This is a genomic window from Streptosporangium subroseum (assembly GCF_900188345.1).
GTDB lineage: Bacteria > Actinomycetota > Actinomycetes > Streptosporangiales > Streptosporangiaceae > Streptosporangium > Streptosporangium subroseum.
Genome location: NZ_FZOD01000003.1, coordinates 244,147 through 269,351 on the forward strand (window position 1 = coordinate 244,147; position 25,205 = coordinate 269,351).

21 protein-coding genes are annotated in these 25,205 nt (G+C 70.5%); 8 read left to right on the plus strand and 13 right to left on the minus strand.

What is annotated here, in order from left to right:
* Positions 1 to 51: 51 nt before the first annotated feature.
* Positions 52 to 621: a TetR/AcrR family transcriptional regulator gene (locus CHC08_RS04825; protein WP_089205926.1), complete on the minus strand. Its 570-nt coding sequence runs from the start codon at positions 619 to 621 to the stop codon at positions 52 to 54.
* Positions 622 to 694: 73 nt separating this feature from the next.
* On the opposite strand from CHC08_RS04825, the gene CHC08_RS04830 reads away from it, so the two are divergent.
* A complete protein-coding gene (locus tag CHC08_RS04830) occupies positions 695 to 1,987 on the plus strand; it encodes an FAD-dependent oxidoreductase (RefSeq protein WP_089205927.1) in 1,293 nt (430 codons plus the stop codon).
* 69 nt (positions 1,988 to 2,056) lie between these two features.
* On the opposite strand, the gene CHC08_RS04835 is transcribed toward CHC08_RS04830, so the two are convergent.
* On the minus strand, positions 2,057 to 2,917 hold the full coding sequence (locus CHC08_RS04835) for a DMT family transporter (protein WP_089205928.1): 861 nt from the start codon (positions 2,915 to 2,917) through the stop codon (positions 2,057 to 2,059).
* Positions 2,918 to 3,018: 101 nt separating this feature from the next.
* The gene (locus tag CHC08_RS04840) at positions 3,019 to 3,381 is read right to left on the minus strand and encodes a VOC family protein (protein WP_089205929.1); all 363 of its coding nucleotides are present in this window, start codon (positions 3,379 to 3,381) and stop codon (positions 3,019 to 3,021) included.
* Between the two features lie 327 nt (positions 3,382 to 3,708).
* Between CHC08_RS04840 and CHC08_RS04845 the strand changes: the two genes are divergently transcribed.
* Both CHC08_RS04845 and CHC08_RS04850 read left to right on the plus strand, forming a co-directional pair.
* Entirely contained in the window at positions 3,709 to 5,499 is a 1,791-nt protein-coding gene (locus CHC08_RS04845) for a polysaccharide lyase family 8 super-sandwich domain-containing protein (RefSeq protein ID WP_089205930.1), read from the plus strand.
* 339 nt (positions 5,500 to 5,838) lie between these two features.
* Positions 5,839 to 6,723 (plus strand): DMT family transporter, encoded by an 885-nt coding sequence (locus tag CHC08_RS04850; protein ID WP_089205931.1) that lies wholly within the window; start codon positions 5,839 to 5,841, stop codon positions 6,721 to 6,723.
* Between the two features lie 256 nt (positions 6,724 to 6,979).
* Here the strand turns inward: CHC08_RS04850 and CHC08_RS04855 are convergent, their stop codons facing one another.
* Positions 6,980 to 7,771, minus strand: a complete 792-nt coding sequence (locus CHC08_RS04855; RefSeq protein WP_089205932.1) for a class II aldolase/adducin family protein — start codon at positions 7,769 to 7,771, stop codon at positions 6,980 to 6,982.
* A gap of 344 nt (positions 7,772 to 8,115) precedes the next feature.
* On the opposite strand from CHC08_RS04855, the gene secA2 reads away from it, so the two are divergent.
* Positions 8,116 to 10,317, plus strand: a complete 2,202-nt coding sequence (gene secA2 / locus CHC08_RS04860; protein WP_089206007.1) for an accessory Sec system translocase SecA2 — start codon at positions 8,116 to 8,118, stop codon at positions 10,315 to 10,317.
* A gap of 74 nt (positions 10,318 to 10,391) precedes the next feature.
* Here secA2 and CHC08_RS04865 read toward each other — a convergent pair whose 3' ends face one another.
* Entirely contained in the window at positions 10,392 to 10,535 is a 144-nt protein-coding gene (locus CHC08_RS04865) for a hypothetical protein (protein ID WP_179281883.1), read from the minus strand.
* A gap of 359 nt (positions 10,536 to 10,894) precedes the next feature.
* Between CHC08_RS04865 and CHC08_RS04870 the strand changes: the two genes are divergently transcribed.
* Entirely contained in the window at positions 10,895 to 11,698 is an 804-nt protein-coding gene (locus CHC08_RS04870) for a helix-turn-helix domain-containing protein (protein ID WP_179281884.1), read from the plus strand.
* Positions 11,699 to 11,742: 44 nt separating this feature from the next.
* On the opposite strand, the gene CHC08_RS04875 is transcribed toward CHC08_RS04870, so the two are convergent.
* The 3 genes from CHC08_RS04875 to CHC08_RS04885 all read right to left on the minus strand — a co-directional run bounded on the left by CHC08_RS04875 (position 11,743) and on the right by CHC08_RS04885 (position 13,755).
* Positions 11,743 to 12,783, minus strand: a complete 1,041-nt coding sequence (locus tag CHC08_RS04875; RefSeq protein ID WP_089206008.1) for a methyltransferase — start codon at positions 12,781 to 12,783, stop codon at positions 11,743 to 11,745.
* A gap of 35 nt (positions 12,784 to 12,818) precedes the next feature.
* On the minus strand, positions 12,819 to 13,049 hold the full coding sequence (locus CHC08_RS04880) for a zinc-binding dehydrogenase (RefSeq protein ID WP_218825125.1): 231 nt from the start codon (positions 13,047 to 13,049) through the stop codon (positions 12,819 to 12,821).
* Positions 13,050 to 13,116: 67 nt separating this feature from the next.
* Positions 13,117 to 13,755: an HD domain-containing protein gene (locus CHC08_RS04885; protein WP_089205933.1), complete on the minus strand. Its 639-nt coding sequence runs from the start codon at positions 13,753 to 13,755 to the stop codon at positions 13,117 to 13,119.
* A 462-nt stretch (positions 13,756 to 14,217) separates the two neighbouring features.
* Between CHC08_RS04885 and CHC08_RS04890 the strand changes: the two genes are divergently transcribed.
* Both CHC08_RS04890 and CHC08_RS04895 read left to right on the plus strand, forming a co-directional pair.
* Positions 14,218 to 15,195, plus strand: a complete 978-nt coding sequence (locus CHC08_RS04890) for a GlxA family transcriptional regulator (RefSeq protein WP_089206009.1) — start codon at positions 14,218 to 14,220, stop codon at positions 15,193 to 15,195.
* A gap of 376 nt (positions 15,196 to 15,571) precedes the next feature.
* On the plus strand, positions 15,572 to 16,333 hold the full coding sequence (locus CHC08_RS04895) for a hypothetical protein (RefSeq protein ID WP_089205934.1): 762 nt from the start codon (positions 15,572 to 15,574) through the stop codon (positions 16,331 to 16,333).
* A 46-nt stretch (positions 16,334 to 16,379) separates the two neighbouring features.
* On the opposite strand, the gene CHC08_RS04900 is transcribed toward CHC08_RS04895, so the two are convergent.
* The 4 genes from CHC08_RS04900 to CHC08_RS04915 all read right to left on the minus strand — a co-directional run bounded on the left by CHC08_RS04900 (position 16,380) and on the right by CHC08_RS04915 (position 22,285).
* Entirely contained in the window at positions 16,380 to 18,014 is a 1,635-nt protein-coding gene (locus tag CHC08_RS04900; protein ID WP_218825127.1) for a PepSY-associated TM helix domain-containing protein, read from the minus strand.
* 117 nt (positions 18,015 to 18,131) lie between these two features.
* Positions 18,132 to 18,674, minus strand: coding sequence for a hypothetical protein (locus tag CHC08_RS04905; protein WP_089205935.1), 543 nt, complete (start codon positions 18,672 to 18,674; stop codon positions 18,132 to 18,134).
* A 228-nt stretch (positions 18,675 to 18,902) separates the two neighbouring features.
* Positions 18,903 to 21,554, minus strand: coding sequence for an ABC transporter permease (locus CHC08_RS04910; protein ID WP_089205936.1), 2,652 nt, complete (start codon positions 21,552 to 21,554; stop codon positions 18,903 to 18,905).
* Entirely contained in the window at positions 21,554 to 22,285 is a 732-nt protein-coding gene (locus CHC08_RS04915) for an ABC transporter ATP-binding protein (RefSeq protein ID WP_089205937.1), read from the minus strand. The genes CHC08_RS04910 and CHC08_RS04915 overlap by 1 nt, the downstream gene beginning before the upstream one ends.
* A 91-nt stretch (positions 22,286 to 22,376) precedes the next feature.
* Here CHC08_RS04915 and CHC08_RS04920 point away from each other — a divergent pair, with 91 nt between their 5' ends.
* On the plus strand, positions 22,377 to 22,982 hold the full coding sequence (locus tag CHC08_RS04920; RefSeq protein WP_089205938.1) for a response regulator transcription factor: 606 nt from the start codon (positions 22,377 to 22,379) through the stop codon (positions 22,980 to 22,982).
* Here CHC08_RS04920 and CHC08_RS04925 read toward each other — a convergent pair.
* Positions 22,875 to 25,157 carry a sensor histidine kinase gene (locus tag CHC08_RS04925; protein WP_218825128.1) on the minus strand — a complete coding sequence of 761 codons (2,283 nt, stop codon included), beginning with the start codon at positions 25,155 to 25,157 and terminating at the stop codon, positions 22,875 to 22,877. The two genes, CHC08_RS04920 and CHC08_RS04925, sit on opposite strands and share 108 nt — an antisense overlap.
* Between the last annotated feature and the right edge of the window lie 48 nt (positions 25,158 to 25,205).

The window sequence follows — 25,205 nt, forward strand, 5'->3', positions numbered from 1 at the left end:
GCCCGCCGCCCGACCTGACCCACCTCACCGAGCTCACCCGGCTCACCCGGCTCACCCGGCGAGCATGCCGCGCAGCAGATCCCTCACGCCGAGACGAAGGTCGTCCAGGGTCGGCTCGGCTCCGGCCCCGATGACGGCGTCGAACATCATGCCCTCGCTGAAGGCGACCAGCTGGCGGCCGTGCCGTACCGGATCCGTCGACCCCGCGGCGGAGAGGATCGTGACCGCGGGATCGCGGAACCGGCTCCCCGCCTCGTCGTAGATCTTGCGCAGCTCGGGACGGCGGGTGGCCTCCATGGCGAGCTCGTAACGGGCGATCGTCTGGCGGCGGCCGGTGGTCAGCTGCGTCCAGAGCGCCCGGGCCGTCATCTCGGCCAGCATGTCCGGCATGGTCAGTCCGGCGACGTCGAGCACCGGGGCGAATGCGTCGGCCTCCAGCTCGGCGAGCCGCGCGAGGGTCAACTCCAGCAGCGCGGAACGGGTGCGGGCCAGATTGGACGTCGAACCCGGCGGCAGCCCGGCCGCCTCGTCCACCGCCCGATGGGTTAGTCCGCGCATGCCCCGCTCGGCCAGCAGGGTGATGGCGGTCTCCGCGACGAGTTCGGCACGTTGGGGCTTCACCCCCCTGATACTACATTTGTAGTTTAACTACGGCCGTAGTAATATCCACTACAGCCGTAGTGAGGAGCAGGTCATGGCGCACGCAGTGGTGATCGGAGCGGGGATCGGCGGGCTGACGGCGGCGGTGGCGCTGCAGCAGCGAGGCTGGGACGTGACGGTGTTCGAGCGCGCGGCGTCCCTGGAGCCGGTCGGTTCCGGGCTGGCCGTCGCCGCCAACGCGCTCAAGGCTCTGGACACGATCGGCGTCGGCGACGAGATCCGCGGGCTGTCGGCGATCCAGGGCGAGGCCGGCATCCGGCGCGCCGACGGCCGATGGCTGATGAAGACCACCGAGGAGGCCACCTCCGCCCGGCACGGCGACTCGGTGGTGGTGCTGCGCCGCGCGGACCTGGTCGACGTGCTCCTCGCCCGGCTCGAACCCGGCACCATCCGGCTGAACACCACGGTGAAGGAAGTGGACCCGGAGACCGGCCGGGTGACCATCGAGGTTCAAGGTCCGGAAACCGCCTCGGGAACCGGTCCGGGAGCGGGCCCCGGGACCGCCCCGGGACCTGGTCTCGCCACGGGCCGGCGGACCCACCCGGAAACCGGGCGGGCGTCCGCCCCGGAGGCCGGCCACCCCATGGACCTGGAGGCCGACCTGGTGGTCGCCGCGGACGGCATCCACTCCTCCGTCAGGGCCGCGCTGTTCCCCGGTCACCCCGGCCCGCGCTATGCCGGGATCACCAGCTGGCGGGTTCTCATCCCCGGCGGGGGCGTTCCCGGCCAGACCTCCGAGAGCTGGGGCGAGGGAAAGGTCTTCGGGGTCATGCCGCTGGCCGGTGGCCTCGCCTACTGCTACGCCACCGACGCGGTCCCGGCCGGCGGCGGTGGCGGGGACCAGCGGGCCGAGCTGCGGCGCCTGTTCGGAGACTGGCACGCCCCGATCCCGGCGTTGCTCGCCTCGGCCTCTCCGAAGAACGTGCTCAGAAACGACGTCTACCACCTCGCCGTCCCGCTCCCCGCGATGCACAGGGGAAAGGTCGCCCTTCTCGGCGATGCGGCGCACGCCATGACCCCCAACCTGGGCCAGGGCGCCTGCCAGGCGATCGAGGACGCGGTGGTGCTGGCCCACGTCGCGGGCAGCGGCACGGGGCTGGACGGCTACACCGCCGCCCGGCTGGAGCGGACCGCCGGGATCGTGGCCAGGTCCGCCTCGATCTGCCGGGCCACCCGGCTGCGCAATCCGCTGGCCGTACGGCTGCGCGACGCCATGATGGCACTCACCTGGCGCCTCGCCCCCGCCCGCATGACGGGCGTCATGGACGACGTGCTCGGCTGGACTCCGCCCGCGATGCCTGCGACACCCACGAGCCCCATGACCTGAGTGATATCTGTGGCGCCCCGGCTTCCACGATCTGAGTGACGCCGCGGTGATGCCCCTGGCCCGCGATCCCTATGACCTGAGGAGGGCGGTCTCGCGGGGCAGGGCGGAAACCCCGTGGTCGGGGGCGAGACGCCCGAGGGTGACGGTCCCCCAGATCAGCAGGGCCGCGGCGAAGAGCGCGGGGATCACGTCCAGCCAGCCGGTCGGCATCGCCTCGCCGAGCAGGAGCACGCCGGCGATGATCGAGGTGATCGGATCCACCACCTGGACGGTGGCGTAGGCGATGCCGAAGTAGCCGACCTCGTAGGACTTCTGCAGCAGCACGATCGCGCAGAGGAGCAGCACGGGAATGGCGAACAGGAACCAGCTGAGCAGCTTCGACAGGTCTCCGCCGAAACCGCCGCCCACCACCCGGACGAAGGTGGACACGGACGCGGTCACCGCGCCCGCGCCGACCGACAGCAACAGCGCCTTGGCCGATCCCGTCACCTTCCGCGCGGCCAGGTGGGCCACCAGCACGACCAGCCCGACGGCCCCGAGGAAACCGAACGCCTCATGGTTCGTCAGGTGCGGCGTCACGGCATGTGTGGGGAGCAGCAGCACCAGGCCGAGCAGCCCGACCGCCACCGCGATCGACCCCATGATCTCTTCCTTGCGCGGTCTCCGGCCGTGCATCATCGCCGCCAGCGGCACCGCGAACACCAGCGTCGCCACGCTGACCGGCTGCACCGCGATCAGCGGCGCGAAGCTCAGGGCGACGGCGTGCAGGCTGGCCCCGGCAAAGCCGATGACGCCGCCCAGCAACCAGCGAGGCCGCTTCATCAGCTTCAGCGAGGCCCCCTCGGAGACCGCCTCGAACTGCTGCAGCGCGGCCCCCAGCGCATAGCCCAGTGCGCCGACGAGAGCGATGGAAATCCCGACCCAAGTCATCTCCACCCACCTGGGGAGAGCAGAGGAACGCAAAAGAGAATTTCTCGGGTCATCCCGCAAGCTTAAGGTGCCCGGCAAGCGGGTAGAGGCTGATCCCTCACTTAGTCGCGGGCCGGGCAGACACAGAAGAGGTGCCCTTCGGGGTCCGCGAGCACGACATAACTTGTCTCATCGGGCTGGAAATCGGGCTTGGCGGCCCCAAGCTCCAGATAGTCCTGAACTGCCCTTTTGACGTCGGGGACACGGACATCCATGTGAAACTGCTTGTCCGAGCCGGGCCACGCGGCCGGCTTGCGGTCGAGGTTCTGCTGGAAGTAGATGGTCATCGTGCCGTCGCCGATGCCGGCGTAGGAGTCCTCGGCGTACTGGATCTCGTAGCCGAAGACCGTCGCGTAGAACTCGGCGAGCCGCTTGGGCTCGGCACAGTCGATGTTAACGGCGAGGAACTTCGCGATCGTGGTCATGAGTCTCATCGTCACGCCTATACCTGTCAGCTGCCGTCAGGTATGCGGCGCGGGATGACCTGTCTTTCGATCGGTTCCTTGCCACGCGGCGCTCACGTCACCGAGTAGCTCAGCGTGGAGGCCCGCCTTTCGAGACGGACCCGCATCCAGGACCTGTCGAACATCCGAATCCGCTCGTTCGGCTACGACCGCCATTCGACGTGGCCATCCCCCACATCGAGGAACGAATCTCACCGTGCCCCTCCTGGCGGCCCAAGGGGCCTGACCCACAGGGTGCGGAAGAGATCATGGGTGAGCACACGGAGAGTAGTGGAAAGACTACCGAACATGCATGATCTCAAGGCGGTACGGGCCCGCCTGCGGCACGAGCTCCTGGACGGCGTCACCGATCTGGCGGAGGCGACGCGCCTCAAGAATGATCTGGCGGCCGACGGCACCTGGCCGGACATCGACTACAGCGACCGGGACGGCACGGCCTTCCGGCCGTTGGAGCATGTGTCACGCGCGCTGCGCCTGGCCCTGTCGAAAGAACACCGGGACGCGGCTCTGAGCGCCCTCGACGCGTGGCGCCGCCACGGCCCGCGTAGCGACAACTGGTGGTTCAACCAGATCGGTGCACCGCAGCTGATCGGGGACGCCCTCCTCCTGCTGGCCGGCGACCTCGGCACCCGGCAGCGCACGCGGTGGGGCGACTGGCTCGCCGGTTGCGCCGGTTCGATCGAGATGACCGGCCAGAACCTCGTCTGGGCCCAGGGGATCGTGCTGCGGCACGGGCTCCTGGCGAACGACGGCGAGCTGGTCTCCTCGGCCGTCGCCCGGATGTCGACGGTCCTGCGGGTGACCGACGGCGAGGGGATCCAGGACGACCTCAGCTTCCACCAGCACGGCGCGCAGCTGTACTCCGGCGGCTACGGCTCCTCCCTGGTCGCGGACCTCGCCCTGTGGATCTACGCGGTGCACGGCACCCCGTGGGCCTTCGGCACGCCCGAGGTCCGGCTGTTCACCGACTTCCTGCTGGACGGCCAGCAGTGGGCGGTGCACGGAGGCGGCTTCGACTTCACCACCATGGGACGCAACATCACCCGTGCCGGAGCGCACCGCGCCACCGGCGAGCTGCGGCCCGCGATTCGCAGGCTGCTGGCGGCGGGCGCGCCAAGGCGGGACGAACTCGCCGCGTTCGACGCGCGTCTGGCCGGGACCGAGGCCGGACGCCTCCCCGTGGGCCCGGTCGGCTGCCGGTACTACCCGCGCTCGGACTACCTCGTGCATCGGCGGCCCGCCTGGTCGGTATCGGTGCGCATGTCGTCCACGCGGACCGCTCCCACCGAGAGCATGAACGGTGAGAACCTCCGAGGTCGCCACCTCGGCGACGGCGTCGCCGCGATCCGGGTCGGTGACGACCCGCAGGACGGCTACCGGGCCGTCATTCCGTTGTGGGACTGGGCCCGGCTCCCCGGCGTCACCGCCGAGTGGTTCCGCGACCCGGCGGCGCTCTTCCCCCGCCCCAACAACCGGCACGGCGGCTCCGGGGACGTCGGCGGCTGGTCCGACGGTCGTCACGGCATCGCCGTGATGCGTCTGGAGGGGACGGACCGGATCGCGGACGGCTGGAAGGCGTGGTTCTGCTTCGACGACCTGTTCGTCGCGCTCGGTGCCGGAATCACCGCGCCGTCGGCCGTTCACCCGGTGATCACCACGATCGACCAGCGGCTGGCGGAGGGACCGATGACGGCCGGGCCGGATCCGCGCCGTCCCCGTTACGTCCATCACGGGCGCATCGGGTACGTGCCGCTGGCCGGTCACGGGTCCGTGTCCGCCCGGCTGGAGCCCCGTACCGGCAGGTGGTCGGACGTCACCGTGACCGGCTCCGCCGCGCCGCTGTCGGCGGAGGTGTTCTCCATCGGGTTCGACCACGGCCCGCGGCCGGAAGCTGCCTCGTACGCGTGTCTGATCCTGCCCTGCGCAGATCGGACGACCACCGCCGAGCGGTCCGTCGCCCCGGGCGTCACCGTGGTGTCGAACACGCCTGAGCTGCAGTCGGTCCGCTGTCATCGCAGCGGGGTCACCCTCACCGCCCGGCACGACGTGGACGGGATCGCGTTGACGCGGGAATCATGATCTCGTGTCGACGGCCTCACCAGGTGATCGCACCCTGTGCGAGGGCTCTCATGTCACCGCTGGGACCGGCTCGGCGGCAGGCCGTCGGGCTGAGCCCGGTCTGCCGCCATAGCGACGAGACGACAGCGGCCGTCACTCGCCGCCGGGGTGCTCGATAACCGCTGGATGACGCCTCCGGCGCCGGTTAGGGTGGTGCCGTGCATTTGATCATGTCTCCGCCCGTCGCCCGTTAGGCGGGCGGCACCTCTCTCCTGACAGCCGGACCCGAGCGGTCCGGTAGGTGGTTGACGCCCGCATACGTGCGGCCTGACGACAACCACCTCATCTGGAGAGTTATCCATGACGCATGTCTCCGTACGGCGGGGCCTGCTGTACGTTTCCATCGCGGCGACCGCCTGGGGCACCGGTGGCGCCGCCGGGGCGCTGCTCTACCGGACCGGCGGGCTCGGACCCGTCTCGGTCTCCTTCTGGCGGTTCGCCGCCGGGGCGGTCATGCTCCTGCTGGCGTCCCGCCTCTTCGATCTCGGGCGCGTCCGCGGCCTCGGGCGGATCGTGGTCACCGGCGTCGCCATGGCCGTCTACCAGACCGCCTACTTCGCGGCGATCGCCGAATCCGGTCTGGCCGTGGCCACCGTGGTCACGATAGGCGCCACGCCCGTCTTCGTGGCCGCGGGAGCGCGCCTGCTGCTGGGCGAGCGACTGGGTGCGGCCGGGCTGGGTTCCGTCGCGATCGCCCTGACCGGCCTGGTCATGCTGACCCTCGACGGCGGATCGGCGACCTTTTCCGCGCTTGGCATGGGGTGGGCGCTGCTCTCGGCGGCCGGTTACGCGGGTGTGACCCTGCTCAACCGCGCCTCCACCGACGAGCCGTACGCCACCGCCATGGGCGGCTTTGTCGTCGGCGGCCTCTGCCTGCTTCCCCTCGCGCTGGCTCAGGGCCTGCTGCCGTCGGGTGACCCGCTCGCCTCCTCGGCGATCATCGTTTATCTCGGCGCGATCCCGACCGCCCTGGCCTACGGCCTGTTCTTCGCCGGCCTCGCCGCGGTGCGGGCCACGACGGCCTCCGTGATCTCCCTGGTGGAGCCGGTCGGGGCGGCGATCATCGGAGTGCTCCTGCTGGGCGAACGGCTCACCCCGCAGACCGCCGGCGGTGCGGTCCTGCTGCTCGCCGCCGTCGGCCTGCTCGCCCTTCGCGAGAGACGAGACTCCTCGCTTCCCAGCTGAGCCGCCGCGCGCCAAGGCCGCTCCATCGCCGGGAGCGGCCTTTCCGGTCACCCCATAACCACGCAACCACAACTTTCCCGACTAAAGGAGCACGTGGGTTCCCCCACTTCCCCGCCGACCGGCCTGCCCCATGAGTGAGGTCACCGTCATACGACCCGCCGCGAGACCGGAGCCTCCTATCCGGAAAAGAGCATGCACGGGTGAGAGCCATCTGGAAGAGCCACAGAGGTTGGAGCGAGACGACCCCGTACCGGGGTCAGTCGAACAGGTCGGGCTCCGCCGCGATGATCTGGTCGTGGAGCGGCTGGAAGTTGATCCAGCCGACCAGGTCGTTGCCGATCTGACCGTGGGTGAGCTTGGCGTTCTCGTGGCTGATCTGGATCGTGGGACCGGCGGCCTTGGCCAGGAGCTGTGCCTGGCACGAGCGCTCCATCGTGATGAACCACCAGGCCGCGGCGTCCACGCTGTCGCCGACCGTCAGCAGACCGTGGTTGCGCAGGATCACCGCTTTGTGGGAGCCGAGGGCCTGGGCGATGCGACGTCCCTCCTCGGTCTCCAGGACCACGCCGGTGTAGTCGTCGAACAGGCCGTGGTCCTCATAGAACGCGCAGGCGTCCTGGGTCAGCGGTTCCAGGAGCGCGCCCATCGACGACAGGGCCTTGCCGTACACCGAATGGCTGTGCGCGGCGGCGACCGCGTCCGGCCTGGCCTGGTGGATCATCGCGTGGATCGCGAACGCGGCCTGGTTGACGTGGTAGCGGCCCTCGACCACCTGTCCGTCGTGGTTGACGAGGATGAGGTCGCTCACCTTGACCTGCTTGAACGACATGCCGAACGGGTTCACCCAGAAGTGGTCGGTGTGCTCGGGGTCCCGGACGGTGATGTGGCCGGCGACGCCCTCCTCGAAGCCGAACCTGCCGAACAGCCGCAGCGCGGCCACCAGGCGTTCCCGGCGATGGCGGCGCTCCTCCTCCACGGTCTCGAAGGTCTGCGGCAGCCGGAAGACGAGCTGGTCCGTGGGGACCGGCTGCAGATCGGACAGGCTCATCGTGCCTCCAGGGGGAAAGGGGCAAGGGTAGGGACACACGCGCCGGGCGCGAGGGCCTTGAAGATGTCGGAGCCGCTGGATGCCCGATGGGGAAGGGCACGCGTCCAGCGTGTCCTTCCCCGGACGTCGTGTCCACGACCGACGCGAATCCCGTTCGGTTTTGTTCCGCGACGGCGCGGGCGACGCCGCGGCACCCGCTCCGGCACAAAAAGGCACATATCCCGCCCAATACCCCCCTACCCGGATGATCTACCCCGTCTGTACGGTGAGGCGACAGTCGGTACGGTAAAGGCGACAGTGGGAACGTGAGCCCGGGAACGGGCGTTGGAGGGAACGTGGCCTCGATAACTCAGCTCGTCAGGCGGTTCCTGGAGCGTCCCGGTTCGATCGACCGGACGCCGTTCGAACGGACCGTGGCGGCCGCCGCGACCCGCGAGGAGCGGATCCGGGAGCTCACCGAGCTTCCGGTGCCTTCGGTGGACGACCTGCCCGAGTTCTGTGCGATCGTGCGGGAGACCGCGCACCGCACGCTGGGTCTGCGGCCCTACGACGTGCAGCTGGTCGGCATGCTGGCCATGATGTCGGGAAACATCGCGGAGATGGCGACGGGCGAGGGCAAGACCCTGTCCGGTGCCATGGCCGCCGCCGGCTATGCCCTCCAGGGCAAGCGCGTCCACGTGATCTCGGTCAACGACTACCTGGCCCAGCGCGACGCCGAGTGGATGGGCCCGCTGTACGACGCGCTGGGGGTCTCGGTCGGCTGGATCGGCCAGAGCTCCTCGCCGGAGGAGCGCCGGGCGGCCTATGCCAAGGACGTGACGTACGGCTCGGTCAGCGAGATCGGCTTCGACGTGCTCCGCGACCGGCTCTGCACCGACGTCGCCGACCTGATCGTGCCCGCGCCCAACGTGGCGCTGGTGGACGAGGCCGACTCCGTACTGGTCGACGAGGCCCGGGTGCCGCTGGTGCTGGCGGGGAGCGCCGACCCGGGCGGTGCGGTGCCGGAGATGGCCGCGCTGGTCCGCCAGCTGGTCAAGGGCTACCACTACGAGCTCGACGACCAGGCGCGCAACGTCCACCTGACCACCAAGGGCATCGACACCGTCGAGCAGGCGCTGGATCTGGACCTCTACGACAGCCCGTCCTCCCTGACGGAGGTGAACCTCGCCCTGCACGCGCACGCCCTGCTGACCAAGGACGTCGACTACATCGTGCGCGACGGCAAGGTGCAGCTGATCAACCCGTCACGGGGCCGGGTGGCGATGCTGCAGCGCTGGCCGGACGGCCTGCAGTCGGCGGTGGAGGCCAAGGAGGCGCTGTCTCCCTCGGAGACCGGCGAGATCCTCGACTCGATCACCGTCCAGGGCCTGATCACCCGCTACCCGGAGAAGTGCGGGATGACCGGCACCGCGGTCGCGGTCGGGGACCAGCTCCGGGAGTTCTACGACCTCAAGGTGGTCGTGGTCCCGTCCAACCGGCCGTGCGTGCGGATCGACGAGCCCGACCGGCTGTTCGAGTATCGGATGGAGAAGGACCACGCCCTGGTCGACGAGATCGTCGAGGTGCACGCCACCGGGCGGCCGATCCTGATCGGCACCCTGGACGTGGCCGAGTCCGAGCGGCTGGCACTGACCCTGAGCGGGCGCGGGCTGGACTGCGTGGTCCTCAACGCCAAGAACGACGCGGAAGAGGCGGCGATCATCTCCGGGGCCGGAGAGCGCGGCACGATCACGGTCTCCACCCAGATGGCCGGGCGCGGCACCGACATCCGCCTCGGAGAGGGCGTCGACGAGCTCGGCGGCCTGTACGTCATCGGCTCCGGCCGGCACACCAGCAGCCGCCTGGACGACCAGCTCCGCGGGCGCGCGGGCCGCCAGGGCGACCCCGGCGGCTCGATCTTCTTCGTCAGCGGCGAGGACGAGCTGATCACTCACTACGTGGCAGACGAGTACGCCACGGGCGTTCCCGAGCACACCCTCGTGGGCCACGCCCAGCGGGTCGCCGAGGGCGTCAACATGGAGATCCACCGCAACACCTGGCGCTACACCCGCCTCCTCGAACTCCACCGGAGCCTGGTCCTCGACCTCCGCGACAAGATCCTGCGCGGCCACTCGGCCGGCGAGGCCCTGTCGGCGGGCGCCCCGGAGCGGTGGTCGGAGCTGGAGGAGACCGTCGGCGAGGACGTGCTGCACGAGGCCGCCCGGCAGATCGTGCTCTTCCACCTCGACCACTCCTGGGCCGACCACCTGGCCGACCTGGCCGACCTCCGCGAGGGCATCCACCTGCGCGCCCTCGGCCGCCTCAGCCCGATCGACGAGTTCAACAAGGAGGCCAAGGCCGCCTACCAGCGCATGCTGGCCGAGACCGAGTCGCGCTCGATCGCCACCTTCGAGACCGCCTCGATCACCGCCGACGGCCTCGACCTCGACGGCGCGGGCCTCAAGCGCCCCACCGCCACCTGGACCTACCTCGTCCAGGACAATCCCTTCGGCACCGAGTGGGAGCGCATCCTCAACCGCCTCACCACCAAGGTCCGCCGCCGCTGACCACAGACCGCCGACACCCTCACGGCCTCCACCGGGCAGACGCTCGGGGAGGTCCGGCGGTCCGTACCTCTCGCTCACAGGCGGCCGACCCGGCGCAGCTCGGCTTCCACCTCTGCCTGGGAGTGGACGCGCCCCGCTTCCAGGTCGGCGAGCCCCTCACGGATGGCCGCCATGGTTTCGGCGGAGGCGAGGATTTCAATCGTCGCGCGCATCGTCACTACAGACAGTATGAATCGCGATGACCGACGAACGCTGGAGTTTCCGCCAGGCGGCTCGAAGGTGGGCGGTCACCGCCCTCCGGCAGAATCCGCCATCGGACAACCCGGGCCCGTAGCCCGGCGGCATCGGTGTCCGAAACGGGCGGTGCCGCGGCCTCACCGAACCGAAACACCGCCGCGACCCGTCACCGCATGCCTGGATTTTGCCACCCTGAATAGGCATTTATCGCCGATAATTCATGGTGTCCAAGCATTTTTGGCTGGTATCTGCATATTCTATGCGCGCAAGATAACATCATGGTACGCATAACGTGGACGGTAATGGTTTCACCATGGCCCGGCCGGTTATCGTGTAGTGCGTGACCAGCACCAGCGTGTCCCGGCCAGTCGGCGAACTTCTCCGCCAGTGGCGGGAACGTCGGCGGATGAGCCAGATGGATCTCGCCATCCAGGCCGACATCTCCACCCGTCACCTGAGTTTCGTGGAGACCGGCCGTTCCAAACCCAGCAGGGAGATGATCCTCCACCTCGCCGAGGAGCTGGAGCTTCCCCTCCGCGAGCGCAACCATCTCCTGCTCTCCGGCGGGTTCGCACCGGTCTACTCGGAGACCCCGCTCAGCTCCCCGCACATGGCATCGGTCAGGGAGGCCCTGGGCCAGGTGCTGAGCGGGCACCAGCCGTACCCCGCGGTGGTCGTCGACCAGCGCTGGAACCTGGTGGACCGCAACTCCGCCACCGGCCTGCTGCTGCGCGGGGTCGCACCGGAACTGCTCGTCCCGCCGGTCAACGTGCTCCGGCTGAGCCTGCACCCCAAGGGGATGGCCCAGCGGATCACCAACCTGGGCGAGTGGCGGGCCCACCTGCTGCACCGGCTGCGCCGCCAGATCAGTCTCACCGCCGATCCCGACCTGGCCGCGCTCTGGCGCGAGCTCGTCGACTACCCCTGCGACCAGCCCGAGCCCGAGATAGAGCGGCCGGGGCCCGGCGACATCGTGATCCCGCTGCGACTCCGCCGCGGCTATCGAGAGCTCGCCTTCTTCAGCACGATGGCCACGTTCGGCACCCCGCTGGACATCACCGTCGCCGAGCTGGCCATCGAGGCCTACTTCCCGGCCAACCCCGAGACCGCCGCCTATCTGCAGCACCAGCACCACCCGGACTAGCAGTGCTCTGTCAGCTCTGTAGCGCCGCCGGCAGCGGCCGGATGTCAGAACGCTTCCAGCTCGATCATCGCGAAGCTGAGACCCGTCGGGGTGACCGAGACCCGGCGCCATCTCGAGGCGGCGAACAACGCATCGAATTCGGGCAGGTCACGCTCTTGGCCCGGCGACATGGCCAGCATGTGCATGTCGGCGAGCGGTTCGGCACCCGGGGCTCCGATCTCACCAATCACGTTCTCCACGACCACGGCACGGGCTCCCAAGCGGGCGGAGGCACGGCAGTTGCGCAGGATCCGCACGCACTGCTCGTCCGACCAGTCGTGCAACACCGCCTTCAGCAGGTACAGGTCGGCTGCCGGAACGGCCTGGAAGAAGTCACCGCCGACGGCCTCGAAACGGTCCGCCACACCGTCCTTCTCGGCCTCCTGCCGAGCCGTGGCCGCATTGACCGGCAGGTCCAGGTTCAGGCCGCGCAGTGCCGGGTTCCTCTGAAGGATGCCGCGTACAAGTGCTCCGGTAGCACCGCCGACATCCACCGCGACCGAGACGTTCGTGGTGTCGATCGTCGCGGCCACCAGCCGGTTCAACTGGTCCGTGACACCCGCCAGCGCGGCCGAGAACAGCGCGGCCTCCTCGGGCCGTTCAGCCAGGTAGGAGAAGAAATCGCTGCCCAGCACCGCCTCGATCTGAGTCCCGCCCTTGCGGACGGCCTCAGGCATCCGCTCCCAGGGCCGCCAGTGCGACGGGCCGGCCCAGACCAATGCCAGTTCCCGCAGCGTGTTCGGCACTCCCGACCGGAGCAGCTCGCTCATCGGCGTCCCCGAGAACCGGCGATCGCCCTCGTAGGCCACCAGGCCGAGCGACGCACAGGCGCGCAGGAGCCGGTATGTGGTGCGCGGGTCGCTGGACTCGCGCTCAGCGATCTCTTCCGCGGTCAGTGACTCCGTGGCGAGATGGTCGGGGATGGAAAGGTCGACCGCCGTGCGGACGATCTGGCTCACCCAGTAGCCACTGATCATCTGCATGAGGGTGACGACAACGGCCGGGGCCTCGGTTTCGCTCGCCGAAGAGTTCACGGTCTCGGTCATGGATTGATCACGCACCTTGTTGTCTCGCATATTGGTCATGAGCGCCGCGTTCCCTGTTCGTCCACGACCTGAATGATCGTCTTGCCGGGCGTGCGGCGGTCGCGGGCGAACGCGGAGGCCGTCTCGGAAAGCGGTCGCACGGCGCCGACGATGGGTTTGAGCCGTCCGGCCCGGAGGCGCTGGGCGAGGTCGGTCAGCCGGGCGCGGGCGGGTTCGACGACAAAAAAGCTGGCTCGCCCGTCCTTGGGCCGCACGGTAGGCGGCATGGGGTGGTTGTGAGGGCTCGGGGACCGAGGCGACGCCGTTCGTCGCGTTGCCTCGGGTGATGTCCGGTCAGCTCGGCCAGGGCGAGCCGATGATGCGCTCGACCGTCGTCATGCGCTGGAAGCCGGGGATGAAGTGCTCGAGCACGTCGGAGTTCACGGTGCCGTTCGTGGTCTCGGGGCGGTTCTTGAGCCCGTCGACGTAGGCTCGCAGGAACTCGTTCTTGAAGTCCCCTCGTGGGTGGACGGCGAGGATTTCGTCCAGCTGATCGTGTTCCAGGCCGTCCAGGCCGAAGCCGAGCACGTCGGTCAGGACACCGAGTTGCGTGGTCGCGATTTCCGGGGCCATCCGGTCGGGGATGCCCGGCGTGGTGTGCAGCGCGATCGCCGTCCAGACGGTCTCGGCGGCGGCCGGCGAGAAACCCCGGTCCAGCAGAAACTTGCGCGCGTGGTCGGCGCCATCGACTTCGAAGCGCTGCTCGACGTCGGAAAAGGGAGTCAGCAGGCCGGTGTCGTGGAACATGGCCGCCAGGTAGAGCAGCTCCGGGTCCGGTTTCACGCCGAGCCTGTGAGCGTGAATCAGGCTGAAGAGGAAGACCCGCCGGGAGTGGTGGTAGATGAGAGGGCTGGTCGTCTCCTGGATGAGCCCGGTCGCTTCGGCGACCGCCGCTGTCTCAGGAATCTCCAGCCCTGCGATGAACTCTGACATGACCTCTGGCCTTCTGGGAAGTGCGTCGGCGGTGGACCGTGTGTCCGACGTCCATGCTGCCGACCGACCGGCGTACGGCGCCGCCTTCGTCCGGCCAGGAATCACCCATATCCGGACAGGGCGAAACCGCAGCCGTGTGCTCCACCACGTCGCTCAGCCGGGTCCGGCGTGTGGCCTGCGCCTTCGTGTCATCCGTCACAGCCGGTTCCGCGCGAGGCCCGGTGCCGGGTTCATCGCGTGAGCCGACCGGGCCTCGGTTGCGGCACGCCGAAGCCGGCCAGGGGCCGGAGGGGTGGCTTCGGCGCCCGCCGCCGGTTGCGCAACCCCGCCCACGAGGATCTTGGTAACGGTGTGCTAACAATGAACGGTGTCCATGCCTCTGCGTCGCCGACCCGACGGCGGCCGGTGCCGCCGGGGTTCGGCCGGTCACCGCGCGGATCCGGCTCAGGAGGGACCGGAGTGGTGAACGCCGTCCCCCATCGCGTCGCGATCCTCGTCTACGACGGAGTGACGTTGCTGGACGTCGCCGGTCCCGCGGAGGCGTTCAAGGAGGCGAACCGGTTCGGTGCCGACTACCGGATCGTGCTGCTGTCGCCGACCGGTGCGGACGTCACGTCGAACATCGGGGTCCGGGTCGCGGTCGACGGCGCCGCCTCCTCGGAGCCGGCTTTCGAGACGTTCCTGGTGGCCGGGTCCGACCTCTATCCGGGCGCCCGTGTCCCCGGCGACCTGGCGGACGCCGCGCGGATACCGGCGGCCGTGGCCGGCCGGGTCGTGTCGATCTGCACCGGGGCGTTTGTCCTCGCCGCCGCCGGTCTCCTCGACGGCAAGCGCGCGACCACGCATTGGAAGGTCGCGCACGAGCTCGCCGCCCGGTGTCCGACGTGCCGCGTCGAGCCCGACGCGATCTACGTTCGCGACGGCACCACGTACACGTCGGCGGGGGTGACGGCCGGCATCGATCTGGCGCTCGCCCTCGTCGAAGAGGACCACGGGCCCGACCTGGCGCGCGATGTCGCCCGCGCCTTGGTGGTGTACATGCAGCGTGCGGGCGGCCAGTCCCAGTTCTCGGCACCGCTGCAAGGACCGCCGCCCCGCTCGCCGGCTCTCCGCACAATCACCGACCTGGTGACGGCGAACCCCTGCGGGGACCACTCGCTCGGTGAACTCGCGAAGCACCTCAACGCGAGCACCCGGCACCTCACCCGGCTTTTCCACGACGAGCTGTCCACAACACCGGCCCGCTACGTGGAAAACATCCGATTCGACATGGCCAGGGCACTGCTCGACCAGGGACACACCGCGACGCAGGCCGCGACCCTCGCCGGGTTCCCCAGTTACGAAAGCATGCGACGGGTTTTCGCCAGGAAGCTGTCGATCAGCCCCACCGCCTACCAACGCCGGTTCAGCACGGCCCGCCGCGCCAACGCGGGTCGGTAGTGCTCGGTCAGGCCGCGGGTGCGAGCAGTGCGGTGATCAATGAGGCGGCCGTGGCCCTGAGCCGTCGATGCCGCCCTCGCGCCGAAGCTCGACCAACTCCGAGCCGCCGTCAGCACCCATCGCAGCATCTGACCCGACGTCACGGAGCGGCGCACCCGGTGCTCCGCCGAACCCACCGAGCTCACCCGACGAGGCAAGCCCGTCGGATATCGAGGCCGTCGGCTATCGAGACCGGACACCCCCGGCCGTGCCCTGGACGGCCCCGGAGCGTCTCCGGCAAGACTGATCTCGTGTGGCCTATGACGCCGGGAGCGGGGCCGTACCTCGGTGATAATCTGCCCGGACCTCCTCCCTTGTCGCGCGGGCGGGAGCACGGGTGGGTAGCTGGTTCGCGAGGGAGATCGTGGCGGCGGGCAGGCTCCGGCTGTTCTGCTTCTTCGTCTTTTTCATCGTCACGTTCGTGTTCATCCGGATCAGCGTGCGCCTGATCCGCGCCCAGGTGAAGTGGTGGCCCGGAAACGTGGCGCCCGGTGGCACGCACATCCATCACGTCGTGTTCGGCCTGGTCTTCATGTGCGTGGGCGGGATCAGCGGGCTGTCCGTGGAGGACAACACCTCGATCTCCGCCGGCCTGCTCGCCGCGCTCTTCGGCATCGGAACCTCGCTCGTGCTGGACGAGTTCGCGCTGGTGCTCCATCTCGACGACGTCTACTGGAAGGAGCAGGGCCGCCTGTCGGTGGACGCCGTCTTCGTCGCGATCGCGCTGTGCGGGCTGGCCCTGCTCGGCGCGAGCCCGCTGGAACTCGGCGACGCGCTCACTCCCGACGTGGAAGGCGATCTCCCGTCCACGGGCATGATCGCCCTGTTCGTCGGCGGCAACCTGCTGTTCTCCCTGGTCGCCCTGGGCAAGGGGAAGATCTGGACCGGCCTGCTCGGGATCTACATCACCCCGCTGGCTCTGATCGGGGCCATCCGGCTGGCCCGCCCCGGTTCGCCCTGGGCGCGGCGTCGTTACCGGCCGGGCTCGCGGAGCCTGCGCAGAGCCGAGTGGCGGGAGCGGAGGATCCGGGAACCGATCGAACGATGGAAGGTCAACGTCCAGAACTTCGTGGCAGGACGCCCGTCCGTCAAGCAGTGAACCGGCCCGTGGGTGGGGGTACGGCGTCGCCGTACCCCCACGCACGTCAGGCGGGCGCCTCGACCCCGGACTTTTCGGGACCGGGCATCCCGGCACCGGGCTCCTCGGAGTCGGACGGCCCGGCGCCGGATCTCTCAACCCCGGCTTCCCCGGCGCCGGACGTCCCGGCACCCGGTTCCCCGGCACCGGACTCCACGGAGCCGGACAACCCGGCGGCGGGTTTCTCTGAGTCAGGTGTCTCAGCGTCTGGCTTGCCAACGCCCGGCGCTCCGGCGCGGGACGCCTTGACGCGGCCGAGGACGACGTCGAGCACGAGGAAGGCGAGCAGCGAGATCCCGAGCAGCGGCAGGAACAGTCCCACGGCGATCACCACGGCCGCCAGGGGCAGGGCCACCGTCCAGGACAGCCGTCGCAGGTCGCCACGCCTGTAGGGAGTGCCGAAGCCGCGGGTCGGACGGCGCAGCCACCACATCCGGTAGCCCAGCACGATGACGGAGATCAGCCCGATGGCGAGCGCCGCCAGGAGGATCTGGTTGGGCAGGCCGAACAGCAGCCCCATGTGACCGTCGATGCCCCAGCGGGTGAGCTTGGCCCCGATGGGGAAGTCGGCGAAGCGCAGCTCGCCGGTGACCTGGCCGGTGGCGGGGGCGACCGCCACCTGGTCGTTCCGCTGTGGCCAGTCGCGGTCCATCTCCTTGACGACGTAGTCGCTCCCGGACTTGCCCGGCCAGACGATCTCCAGGGGCCCGGACAGTCCCCTGCCCGCGGCGGCCCGGATGGCCTGGTCGACGTCGACGGACTGGGTGGAACCAGGACCGGCGTGGTCCCCACCGGCGTGGTCGGCGTGGTCACCCGCGGAGGTGGGGAGCGCCGGGGTGGACCAGTTCAGTGCCCTCTGGAGCACGTCGACATTCGCTCCGGCGTACTTCGACCAGGTCAGTCCGGTGGCGGACAGGAAGAGCAGACCGATCACCGCCCACAGACCGACCGAGCCGTGCCAGGAGAGTGCCCGCCTCCGGCCGCGGACGCCGCGCTCGGGCGCGACCAGCCGGCGCAGCCGCCGGCCGTTCCGGCGGCGGCTCAGCCAGAGCAGCAGCCCGCCGAGCGCGACGGCCCACAGCCAGCTGGCGGCCAGCTCGCTGTAGAGGCGTCCCGGCTCACCCAGTTGCAGATGGCGGTGGAGGGTGGAGATCCAGGTTCGCACCGGCAGCGCGCCGGAGCTGCCGTAGCTCTCCAGGGCTCCCCTGACCTCGCCGGTGTAGGGGTCGACGAACACCGCCAGCCGGGTGCTCTCGGCGAGGCCCGGCACATCGAGCAGAACCCGCGTCGTGTCATCGGGCTCGTCGGCGGTCCGTACGGCGTTGACGGTGCCCTCGGGGTGCGCGGACGTGGCCGCGGCGACCTGCCGCGCGAGCGGCAGTCTCCCCTGCCCCGCCGGGACCGGGATTGTCAGCTCGTGGGAGTAGACCACCTCCTCCAGCTGGTAGGAGGCCGCGTAGAGAAGGCCGGTCGTCGCCGCGACCAGCAGGAAGGGTGCGATGAGGATGCCGGCGTAGAAGTGCAGGCGGAGCAGGAGCGAACGCAGGATGGGCCAGGTGGAGGGCCCTCGGGATGCGGAAGGGGAAGACGGCTCAGGGAAGGACGGCTCAGCGGTGGGCTGAACCTCGACGTCCGACGTCATGGGAGGTTCTCCGTTCACTGGGGGCGCGCACGGCGAAAGGCACGCGCCGCCTCGGCGAGTGGTTCATGAGAAAGGCCGTCCGCGAGGGCGCGGCGGCACTCGGGCCCACGGGCCCGATCAGATGACGGAGAACGCTCCCGGCGGCCCACGCCGGGAGACGGCCGCGGCGAGCAGCCGGGTGACGAAGGAGACGCGGTCGTCGCCCCTGGCGGGAGGTGCGACGGGGTGCGCGACGGCGGGTGCCCGCCACACCAGGAGAGTGAGGACCGAGGCGACGAGCAGGCGCAGGAGGATGGCCAGGCCCGACTCCCCGCGCTCCAGCCAGTAGGCGGACAGCAGTCCCGTCGCGACGTGCACCAGCAGCATGAACAGGCCCACGGACAGACCGCCACCGTGCGGGTGCTCAGGCGGCGGCGGAGCCATTCCGGCGGAGAACCAGAGGTGCAGGCCGTACTGCGTGGCGAAACTCGCCCCCATCAGCGCGCCGAACCCGCGCTGCCGCCGGGCGAGGAAGTACGCGCCCACCGCGACCGGCGGCATCGCCCCGGCCAGGACGCCCGGAGCCACCGGGGCGCCTTGGGCCAGCACGTGCATGGCCATCGACGCCGTCACGCACACGACCGCGAACACCGCGGCGCGCAGGAGACGGAGGGCGTGCATGGGGCAATGGTGACAGAGAACGGCGAATCTGCCAGCCCCTTGATCTTCTTGGCAATGTGCATTATTACCGGTTAATCCCCCGCTGAGGATCGCTTAAGACGCTCGGGACTCCCCGCGGAACGGGCTCGGCCGCGCCCATTCCGCGAGAAACCCCAGGCCCGCCCATCGGGCCCGGCGGGAATGCCGAAGGTCCCGGAGGGAATCCGGGACCTTCGGCAGCCGGGAGATTTATTCGCGGGCGCCGATCGTGTCGGCGGGGTGGCCCCGGAGGGCGAAACGGGCGGGGACGCTGGTGGCGGCCACCGCCAGGATCGCCGCCCCCGCGACGATCAGGGCGTAGGTGAGAGGGGAGACGTAGGGCAGGGCGGAGCCGGTCATGCCGGTGCTGAACGCGGAGATGGTGACCAGGGTGGCGGCCGTGCCGAGGAGCACCGAGACGGCGACCACGGACAGGGTCTCCAGGCGGAGCATCCTCAGGATCTGGCGGCGGGTGGTGCCGACGAGGCGGAGCAGGGCGAACTCGCGGGCGCGGTCCGAGGTGGCCATCGCGAGGGTGTTGACGACCGCGATGAGCGTGAACGCGATGATCAGGCCCATGGCCACGTAGTTGATCTCGGCGCCGGCCTGCTCGCGCTCGGCCGCGACGGTCGCCTGGTCCGCCACCATGACCCCGGGGAAGTTCCGCAGGGCCTTCGCGAGACCGGCGGCCGAGGACCCGGCGACGAGGACGGTGTCGCTGAGGGGATTGTCGACGTGGGCGGCCATCAGGCCGCGGGCGAGGGTGAGGTCGCCGAAACCGAGGTTGCGGGTGTAGGTCGCGATGACCTTCAGCGTGGCGGGCGTGCCGTCGCCGAGCGTGAGCCCGATCCGGTCGCCGACCGTGAAGCCCAGCTTCTCGCTGACCGCCACGGTGTCCTCGCCCAGGAGGTCGATCGAGCCGGAACGCACGCCGAGGCTCATGGTCCGCTCGAGCCCGTCCGGGGTGACGGCCTGGACTCCGTACTTGGCGAGACCGATCCGGACCGTGGTGTGCAGGACCTCGGTGACCGCGGTGACCCCCGGCGCATGCCGTACGGCCTCGGCCGCGGCGGCGGGCACGTGCGGCCCGAGCACGTGGGCGGCGCGGGTGCCGTCGCGCAGCTGACCGGCGGCGGCGTGACCCGTCGTGTCCTGGACGAAGAGGATCGTGCAGGTCATGGTCACCATCAGGGTGAGCGGGGTGATGACGGAGGCCAGGCGGCGGGCGCCGGTGCGGAGGTTGGCCGCGGCGAGGTAACCGCCGGCCCCGGAGGCGCGGAGCAGCAGGGCCGGCACGGCGACGAGGATCCGCGCGACGACGGGACCGAGCAGGGCCACGGCGACCGTCCAGATCAGGGCCGTCAGCATCGTGACCGGGCTGGACGCGGCCTCGGAGGAGAGCGTGGAGAGCACGATTGTGAGGGTCACGCCGCCCGCTACGCAGACCAGCCCGGCCAGTACGCGGACCACGGGCAGTCGCGCCGGGCCCAGCGCGGCGTCGCCGAGCGCCTCGACCGGCCTGACGCGTGCCGTACGGCGGGCCGAGACCCGAGCGGCGGCCCAGGCCGCGGCAACGGTGGCCGCCACCGCGACGACGATGGGGAACGGGCTCACGACCAGTTCCAGGTTGACCGGCATCGCGCCGAGGGCGACGAACCTCGTCCGCAGCCAGAAGGCGAGCCCGATGCCGAGGGCGGAGCCGATCGCTCCGGCGGGGAGGCCGATCAGCAGGGCCTCGCCGCCGATCATCTTCCTGATCTGCCCGGGGGTGGCGGCGACGGCCCGGAGCAGCGCGATCTCGCGAAGGCGTTGCTGGATGGAGAGCGCGAACGTCCCGACCACCACGATGATCGCGACCAGCAGCGAGGTGCCGCCGAGTGCGCCGCCGAGGCTGATCAGCTTGATCCGTGCCTTGTCCGCGTTGAGAAACTCCAGCGGGCCGCGGGCATCACCCGTGTAGGCCACCGCGGCGGCGCCCCCAACCGTGACGGGGGCCTGCATGGAGGCGCCCTCCGCGTCGGCGGCCGCTCCCGCGGTGCCGCTCCGCGCGGCGGCGGGGCCCTGTGCGGAGGCGTCCTTGAGCGCGGCGGTGACATCCACGGCGGGAAAGACGCCGATCGCGCTGACCAGGCCGGGATGGCCGGCCAGGCGGCGGGCCTCGCCGGTGTGGAAGAACAGCGTGGGCTGGTTCTCCAGCGCCTGCGCGGTCACGCCGACCACCCGGTAGACGCGTGGCTCGGCGGTGGACTGGATCGTGACGCGGAATCCCGTGCGAATCCCGGCGGCCGCGTCGGCGACGACCTCGTCGTCCGCCTTCGGCGCCCGGCCCTCGGCCAGGGTGAAGGGGGTGAGGGCGGCGGACTCCCAGCCGTGTCCCAGGAAGGGGACCGATGCCGTGGGGGTCGAGGCCGCGCTCCCGGAGGCGTCGCGTCCCGCGGCGGTTCCGGAGGACACCCGGGTGACAGCGGTCGTGCTCCGGGAGGCGTCGCGTCCCGCGGCCGTTCCTGAGGACACCCGGGTGACGTAGGCGGGGAAGGTCACCTCCGGGACGACCGAGGTCACTCCGGGCACCGCCCGGAGTCTGTCGGCCAGTCCGGCCGCGATCCACGCTCGCTCGGCGATGGGCTTGACCTTGACCTTGACCTTGTCCTCGGACTTGCGGATCGTCTCCCGGACGTTCTGGTCCCCGGCGACGACCACCGGGGTCCCGGCGTAACGGGCGGCGGCGATGGTGCCCCGCAGGCCGGTCTCCAGCAGCATGCCGAAGGCGCAGACGAGCGCGGCGGCGCAGAGCAGCGCCAGAAAGGCTCCGGCGAAAGAGGCCTTGCGGTGGCGCAGGTTGTGCAGGGCGAAGGAGATCATCAGACGTACGCCCCCAGCCGGGTCATGCGCTCGGCGACCATGTCGACGGTCGGGGCGGTCACGGAGTCGACGATGCGGCCGTCCGCGAGGAAGAGGACGGTGTCGGCGTAGGAGGCGGCGATCGGGTCGTGGGTGACCATCACCACGGTCTGCCCCAGACCGTCCACCACCTCGCGGAGCAGGGCCAGCACGTCGCGGGCCGTCATCATGTCCAGGGCACCGGTCGGCTCGTCGCCGAAGACCACCTCGGGCCGGGCCACCAGGGCCCGGGCGATCGCGACCCGCTGCTGTTGCCCACCGGACAGCTGCGCGGGCCGATGGTCCGTGCGGCCGGTCAGCCCGACCCGCTCGACGATCCCCCTCAGCCAGGCCTCGTCCGTTCTCACCCCGGCCAGCCGGAGCGGCAGCGTGATGTTCTGTGTCACGGTCAGCGACGGCACCAGGTTGAAGGCCTGGAACACAAAACCGATCCGCTCCCGGCGCAGCTCGGTCAGCTCGGTCTCGTTCATCGCCGACAGCTCGGTGTCGCCCAGCCGTACCGATCCCGAGGTCGGCCTGTCCAGGCCCGCCGCGCAGTGCAGGAACGTGCTCTTGCCCGATCCGGAGGGGCCCATCACCGCGGTGAAACTGCCCTTCGGAATGCCGATCGTCACCTCGCGGAGGGCGGCCACCGCGCTCTGCCCCCTGCCGTACACCTTGCTCACAGCGTCCAGACGCACCACGTTGTTCATGGGTACGAGTCTTCCGAGCACGCGATCTCCGGCCCAGAGATGCCCTCACCTGTGGACCATGACCTCATCATGAACTGGTACATATGACCACATGCTCAAGGTTCTCCTCGCCGAAGATCAGCACGTGGTCCGGGGCGCGCTCGTCGCACTGCTGGAGCTGGAGCCCGATCTCACCGTGGTCGCCGCGGTCGGCTCCGGCGACCAGGTCCTCCCGGCGGCGCTCGAACATCGCCCGGACGTCGCGGTGCTCGACATCGACATGCCCGTCATGGACGGCCTGACCGCCGCGGCCGTGCTCCGTGAGCGGCTGCCCGGATGCGGCGTGCTGCTGCTGACCGGGAACGGAAGGCCCGGCCACCTGCGCCAGGCCCTGGCCGCCGGGGTCGGCGGCTTCCTGCTCAAAACCGCCCCGCCCGATGAGCTGATCGACGCCATCCGCGCGGTCTCCGCCGGTCAGCGGGTGCTGGACCCGAAGCTCGCCGTCACCGCCTGGGACCTCGCCGGCAACCCGCTCACCCCGCGCGACACCGACGTGCTCCGCCTCGTCGCGGAGGGCGCGGACGCGCCCGAGATCGCCACCAGGCTCCACCTAACCGCGGGAACCGTCCGCAACTACCTCACGGCCATCGTGGCCAAGCTCAACGCCCGCAACCGCACCGACGCGGTCCGCATCGCCACCGAGGCGGGCTGGATCTAACACGGCGCGCAGTTCGAACCAGCCGCCGTCGGTCCGGATCGTCAGTCCGCCGTCGAGGGCGGCCAGACGGGTGGTCAGGTTGCCGATTCCGGAACCCGGCTTGTTCGTTGCGGCGGGCACCCCGTCATTGGCCACGCTGAGCCCTTCGGGCGTGATCCTGATGACGCAGCGCCGGGCGGAGCTGTGGCGCAGGACGTTGGTCACGGCCTCACGGAGCACGGCGCTCAGGACGGTGGCCGTCTGCGGCGGCAGGCGGTCGTGGGAGAGGTCGAGCTCCACCTCGATCCCGGCGGCGGCCAACACCGACCTGGCCGACTCCGCCTCGACCTCGAGCGACATCTCCCGCCCGTCTCCCGATACGCCGCGCATGTCGGCCACCGCCCGCCCGGCCATCTCGACGACGTCGGCCAGCTCGGCCCTGGCCCGATCCGGATCCCTGTCGGCGAGGCGGCGGGCGAGCTCGCATTTGAGGAGGATCGCGGCAAGGCTGTGGCCGAGGAGGTCATGCAGGTCCCTGGCCGTCCGGAGCCTCTCCTGGACGACGGCCGCGCTCGCCAATCGCTCCCTGGCGGTCTGGAGCTCCTTGACCAGCCGGGCCAGCGTGCCCAGGCCGTATATGACCAGCCCGGTCACCAGCGTGCTGACCGTGAGGTTGACGACCACTCCGGGGTCGAGATCCATGATCACGCCGATCCCCGCCACGCTTCCCATGACCCCCGCGACCATCGGCCACGCCGCCACCGGTGGCAGGGCCAGCAGCAGCGGTCCGGCCAGGAATCCCGCCACCACCAACCAGCCCGACCCGAACGCGGGGATCGGCAGGTAGGTCAGGGCGGCCATCACCAGCAGGTTCCGCGGATGCCGTCCTCTCACCGACCTGAGATGCAGGAAGACGACCAGGCCCAGGCACGCCGCGACCGGGACCAGCATCTCCGCCGACACCCGCAACAGCGCCTTCGCGCAGAATCCCACCAGCACGGCCGCCAGCAACGCCACCGACAGCCGATACGCCGAGTCCGCGTTCCCCACCGTCCTGGGACGCCCGACACCGAGGCGCCCGAAGCCGAGGCGCCCGGCACCGAGACGCCCGAAGACACCGCTGAGGCGCCCTCCGGCACCCGCTCCGCCGCCCGCCCCACCCGGTGTGCCGGTCGCCGAGCCCGCCGCGCCGATCGCCGCCGGCCGGGCGGGTGGGGTTTTGGGGACACGGGCGTCGACGGTGAGACGGCCGTCGGGGGCGAGGTCGAGGGTCAGGGTCCCGTGGGCGGAGGCGATGCGGGCCTGGGCTTCGGAGAGGGCGTCGGCGGCCTGGACGGCGGTGCGAGGGGCATCGTGGACGATGCGGAGCCGTACGGAATCTTCGGATTCGGAGGTCTCGATGAGGCAGTGGCGGGCGGTGCCGTGCCGTACGGCGTCGGAGACCGCGTCGCGGAGTGCGGCGGCGAGGAGGGCCCCGGTGGGACCGAGGGGCTCGGTGTGACCCACGCGGACCTCGATCTCGACCCCGGCCGCGAGAAGGAGCGCGCGGGCGGAGGCGGTGTCGGGGGCCAGGGAGAGGGAGCGGTAGTCGACGGCGGCGGCGCGGGCGTCGGCCAGGGCCTGCCGGGTGACGGCCAGGATCTCGCCGAGCATCTCGGGCCTTTCCGGGTCGAGCCCTCCGACGATCGCCAGGCTCCGGCCGACGCCGGCGTTCAGCTCGGCGGCGATCTGTAGTCGCTCCTCGGCCACGGCCGCCATGGCCAGCTCAAGTCGCGCCGCGAACAGGTCGTCCACCAGCTCGATCATCCGGACCAGCCCGTAGATCACCAGGGCGATCAGCAGCGTGGTGATCGTGGCGTCCGGTGACAGCGAGATGGCCCCGGCGCCCGCCACGACGAGCGCCGCCGCGGGCCAGGCGGCGGTCAGCAGCAGCGACCCGGCCACGAACCCGAGCATCCCCACCGACATCCCGAAACCGAGCACACCCAGACAGCCCAGACCGGCCTGTACGGCGAGCAGCCACCACGGTCGCGCGTCCGTCAGGACACAGGCGACCTGAACCACGAAGGCGGCCACCGCGATCAGCACCGGCACGGGCGAGGGCAGTCCCGCGAGCACGTAAACACTGGCGAAACCGCCGAGAACGGCGACGACCACCATCCGGGCGAGGCGCGGAACCAGGTCAATACGATCCATGTCCCGACATCTTCTCAGCAATGACGGATCGGCGACCGCATCAGGCCT